Genomic DNA, 3,982 nt, shown 5'->3' with positions numbered 1-3,982 from the left:
GCGGCCGCCAGTGGCACGCGGGTCAGGCCCAGGCCGTGGTCGATCACACTGCCGCCGACCCAGGCGCCCAGGGCGTTGCCCAGGTTGAAGGCACCGATGTTGAGGGTCGACACCAGGTTGGGCGCAGCCTTGCCGAAGCTCACCACGTTGACCTGCAGGGCCGGCACCGCTGCGAACGCGGCGGTGGCCCAGAGGAACAGCGTGATCTCGGCCGGGATCAGCGCACTGCTGGTCCAGCTCAGGGCGGTGCAGATGATGGCCATGGCGGCGAACACACCCACCAGTGTCGCGCCCAGGCGACGGTCGGCCAGCTTGCCGCCGAGGATGTTGCCCAGGGTCAGGCCCAGGCCGATCAGCAGCAGGGTCCAGGTCACGCCGCGTGGCGAGACACCGGTGACGTCGCCCAGCAGCGGTGCGACATAGGTGAACAGGGCGAACATCGAGGCCGAGAACAGCACGGTCATCGACAGCGACAGCCAGATGCCGGCACCCTTGAGGGCACGCAGTTCAGCGCGCATGTCGAGTCTTTCCTCATCGCGCTTGGTCGGCAGGTAGCGGATCAGCCCGATCAGCGCGATCACGCCGATCACCGTCACCGCCCAGAACGTCGAGCGCCAGCCGTACACCTGGCCCAGCGCGGTACCCAGCGGCACGCCCAGCACGTTGGCCAGGGTCAGGCCGGTGAACATCAGGGCGACGGCCGAGGCGCGGCGGTTGGCTGGCACCAGGTTGGCCGCCACCACCGAGCCGATGCCGAAGAACGCACCATGGCACAGCGCGGTGACGACGCGGGCGAACATCAGCACGTTGTAGTCACTGGCCAGCGCGCACAGCAGGTTGCCGACGATGAACACGCCCATCAGCGCCACCAGCGCCGCCTTGCGCGGCAGGCGGGCGGTGGCCAGCGCCATGAACGGCGCACCGATGGCCACGCCCAGCGCGTAGCCGGTCACCAGCCAGCCGGCACCGGGGATCGACACGCCAAGGTCCACCGCCACTTCCGGCAGCAGGCCCATGATGACGAACTCGGTGGTGCCGATGGCAAAGGCGCTGAGCGCCAGTATCAGGAGGGAAAGGGGCATTGCAGGGTCCTTTGTCAGAGCTCTTGGCTCATCTGCGCGAGGAAGGCCTGGATGGTCTGCTCGTTGCGTTTGAAGAAGTGCCACTGGCCGATCTTCTGGCTGCTGATCAGCCCCGCGCGCTGCAAGGTGGCCAGGTGGGCAGAGACGGTGGATTGCGACAGGCCGCAGCGCTGGTCGATCTGCCCGGCACATACACCGTGTTCGGTGCTGTGATGCTGGTCGGGGAAGCTGGTGTGCGGGTCTTTCAACCAGTTGAGGATTTCTCGCCGTACTGGGTGGGCCAGGGCTTTTATTATTTCGTCGAGATCAAGAGGCATGAGTGGGCTCGTGGTGGTGTAACGCTATATCGCGATGGGGCGAAATATAAATCGCTATTTCGCGATATACAAATATGAAGAGGTTCTAGACACTGCATAAATCGCTATATCGGGTTATAACGATATGCGTCTGCCCGGTGCTAGACTGCCGCCTATGAACTATCTCGCACACCTTCACCTGGGCGGACAGCTGCCCGAACAACTGCTTGGCAGCCTGTATGGCGATTTCGTCAAAGGGCCGTTGGAGGGGCGCTTTTCGCTGCCTCTGGAAGCGGCGATCCGCCTGCACCGCCAGATCGACGTGTATACCGACAGCCACCCGCGGGTGCTGGCCGCGCTGGCGCGTTTCCCGCGTGAGCGGCGACGCTATGCCGGGATCATCCTGGATGTGTTTTTCGACCACTGCCTGGCGCTGCATTGGCAGGACTACGCCGAGCAGCCCTTGCACCAGTTCACCGGGCGGGTGTACCAGGTGCTGGCCGCGCAGCCTGACCTGCCCGGGCGCCTGGCGCAGATCGCGCCGCACATGGCTGCGCACGACTGGCTGGGCTCGTACCGCGAGTTCGAGGTGCTTGAACAGGTGTTCAAGGGCATCGCCCGGCGCCTGTCACGCCCCGAAGGCATGGCCGGCGCGATGGGCGAAGTAGAGGCGCTGTATGGGCCGCTGATGGAGGACTTCCATCACTTCTATCCCGAACTGCAGGCGTTCGTGCTGCAGGCTCAGGCGGCCTTGGCGCGCCGCTGAGGCAGGCTCACCGGCTCGGCGCCGAACAGGGTGGCATGGATCGCCAGTTGGGCCTTGAACGCCAGGGCTGCGCGTTCTTCACCTGCACTGGGAATGGGTTCGAGCAAGTGGATTTCGACCTCGCTGCAGTCGCTGGCAAACAGACGCATCAGGTGTGACAGCAGGTCGTCGTCGCCGACAAACGGTGCAATCGGATCAAGCTCGCCATCACGCAGGTAGCGCACCGCCACCGGTTGCAGCGGCGTGCCGGTGTCGATCGCGCTGGCCAGCAGACGCCCGTGGAAGGTGCGCAGGCTATGGCCGTCGGTGGTGGTGCCTTCGGGGAAGATCAGCACCGGGCAGGCCTGCTGCAGGTGCTGGCTGATCTGCGTGCGCAGCAGTTGGCTGTCGCCACCGCCACGGCGGATGAACAGGGTGCCGGCCTTGAGTGCAAGCCAGCCGGCCACCGGCCAGTGGCGCACTTCGGCCTTGGACAGGAATGACAGCGGGGTGAGCATGCCCAGCAGCGGGATGTCGGTCCACGACACATGGTTGCTGACCCACAGCATCGGCTGCTGCGGGCATGCGCCGATCACCCGGACCCTGAAGGGCAGGGCGTTGCCCAGGCGTGTCATGAACAGTTGTGACCAGCGCTGGCGCCGGTCGGTGGGGGTGCGCAGGTGCAGGCGTTCGTACAGGCTGAACAGGCTCGCCATGCCCAGCCCGAACAGCACCACCAGCAGCACCCGGACCACGCGTGCGTACACGCGCAGGCGCTGCATCACACCGCCGCCTTGAAGTGACGGGCGTAGCGCGGGCACAGCTCGTCGCGCTTGAGCAGGATGAACACGTCGGCGACCTGGAAGTCTTCGTCCCAGCACGGCTCGCCGCAGATCTTCGCGCCCAGGCGCATGTAGGCCTTGAGCAGTGGTGGCAGCTCGGCGATGACGTTGTTCGGCAACGCCAGAGTGGGCAGCGGCTTCTTCGGTTCGGCGCGCAGGTGTTCGTTGCACAGGTAGCGTTCACGAAGGCGCTGCATGATCGCGTGGGCCTGCACGCCGCCGTCCTGCATGGGGATGCTGGCGCAGCCCATCAGGTAGCTGTAGCGGCCTTCGTTGAGCACTTCGGCCAGTTCCCCCCACAGCACCGCGATGGTGCCACCGTTGCGGTAGGCCGGATCGACGCAGGTGCGCCCCAGTTCCAGGATCGGGCCTTGCAGGTGGCCAAGGCCATGCAGGCTGAATTCCTCTTCGCTGTAGTAGCGCCCCAGGCTGCTGGCGGCCTGGTGGTCGAGCAGGCGCGTGGTGGCTACCAGGCGGCCGGAGCTGAGGTCGCGTACGCCGATATGCTGGCAATGGATATCGTAGTCGTCCATGTCCAGGCCGTGCTCGGCGCCTTTGAGCTTGGCTTTGAATTCAGCGCTGAACACGCTGTAACGCAACGCCTGGGCCTCGTGCAGGGCGGCGGGGCCGACCAGTCGTTCGGCTTGCAGGCGGCGTTCGGTACGGGTGTCGCCAGAGCATGCGGTCGGGGTCATTGCGAGTCTCCATAAGCCAGCCATGGGGGTTGCGGCCGGTCGACTTTGTTGTGCAAGCTCAGCCTAGGTAGACGCGGTGTCACCCCCATGAAGCTTTGGTGATGCTTGTATGACAGCCCCAAGGAGCGCTCCGATGACCTGGCTGCAACGACTCAACGATCCCATCGCCCAGCCGCTGCAACGCAGCCTGGGCGACACCTACGCCGCCCTGTTGCAGCAACTGGGCAGCGTCAGCCCGTTCGAACTGGCGGTGCTGGGCGGGCAGGCGCTGCCTACCCCGGGGCTGGCGTTTCTGGTCGGCTATCAGGCCGCGTTGCGGGTG

5 protein-coding genes and 1 pseudogene are annotated in these 3,982 nt (G+C 65.6%); 2 read left to right on the top strand and 4 right to left on the bottom strand.

Annotated elements, in window-relative coordinates:
* Both G3436_RS22135 and G3436_RS22130 read right to left on the bottom strand, forming a co-directional pair.
* The coding region (locus G3436_RS22135; protein WP_163949498.1) for an MFS transporter at positions 1-1,082 on the bottom strand (1,082 nt) is incomplete at its 3' end.
* Positions 1,083-1,096: 14 nt separating this feature from the next.
* Complete coding sequence (locus tag G3436_RS22130) at positions 1,097-1,399, bottom strand: ArsR/SmtB family transcription factor (RefSeq protein WP_163949495.1); 303 nt, start codon at positions 1,397-1,399, stop codon at positions 1,097-1,099.
* Between the two features lie 154 nt (positions 1,400-1,553).
* Here G3436_RS22130 and G3436_RS22125 point away from each other — a divergent pair, with 154 nt between their 5' ends.
* Positions 1,554-2,144: an acyl carrier protein phosphodiesterase gene (locus tag G3436_RS22125; RefSeq protein WP_163949491.1), complete on the top strand. Its 591-nt coding sequence runs from the start codon at positions 1,554-1,556 to the stop codon at positions 2,142-2,144.
* On the opposite strand, the gene G3436_RS22120 is transcribed toward G3436_RS22125, so the two are convergent.
* Both G3436_RS22120 and olsB read right to left on the bottom strand, forming a co-directional pair.
* Positions 2,120-2,905 (bottom strand): lysophospholipid acyltransferase family protein, encoded by a 786-nt coding sequence (locus G3436_RS22120; RefSeq protein WP_163949487.1) that lies wholly within the window; start codon positions 2,903-2,905, stop codon positions 2,120-2,122. The two genes, G3436_RS22125 and G3436_RS22120, sit on opposite strands and share 25 nt — an antisense overlap.
* Positions 2,905-3,660, bottom strand: coding sequence for an L-ornithine N(alpha)-acyltransferase (olsB, locus tag G3436_RS22115; RefSeq protein ID WP_163949483.1), 756 nt, complete (start codon positions 3,658-3,660; stop codon positions 2,905-2,907). The genes G3436_RS22120 and olsB overlap by 1 nt, the downstream gene beginning before the upstream one ends.
* A gap of 133 nt (positions 3,661-3,793) precedes the next feature.
* Between olsB and G3436_RS22110 the strand changes: the two are divergent.
* A pseudogene (locus G3436_RS22110) lies at positions 3,794-3,982 on the top strand (acyl-CoA dehydrogenase); the annotation flags it as partial.

Origin of the sequence: Pseudomonas brassicae (genome assembly GCF_010671725.1) — a bacterium.
Classification (GTDB): Bacteria; Pseudomonadota; Gammaproteobacteria; order Pseudomonadales; family Pseudomonadaceae; genus Aquipseudomonas; species Aquipseudomonas brassicae.
The sequence above is the reverse complement of the archived record's forward strand: the minus strand, read 5'-3'. Positions and strand labels throughout refer to the sequence as shown.

Excerpts from the sequence above, each read along its gene's own strand:
- G3436_RS22130 (WP_163949495.1), bottom strand. The coding sequence starts at position 1,399 with ATGCCTCTTGATCTCGACGAAATAATAAAAGCCCTGGCCCACCCAGTA.
- G3436_RS22125 (WP_163949491.1), top strand. The coding sequence starts at position 1,554 with ATGAACTATCTCGCACACCTTCACCTGGGCGGACAGCTGCCCGAACAA.
- G3436_RS22120 (WP_163949487.1), bottom strand. The coding sequence starts at position 2,905 with ATGCAGCGCCTGCGCGTGTACGCACGCGTGGTCCGGGTGCTGCTGGTG.
- olsB (WP_163949483.1), bottom strand. The coding sequence starts at position 3,660 with ATGACCCCGACCGCATGCTCTGGCGACACCCGTACCGAACGCCGCCTG.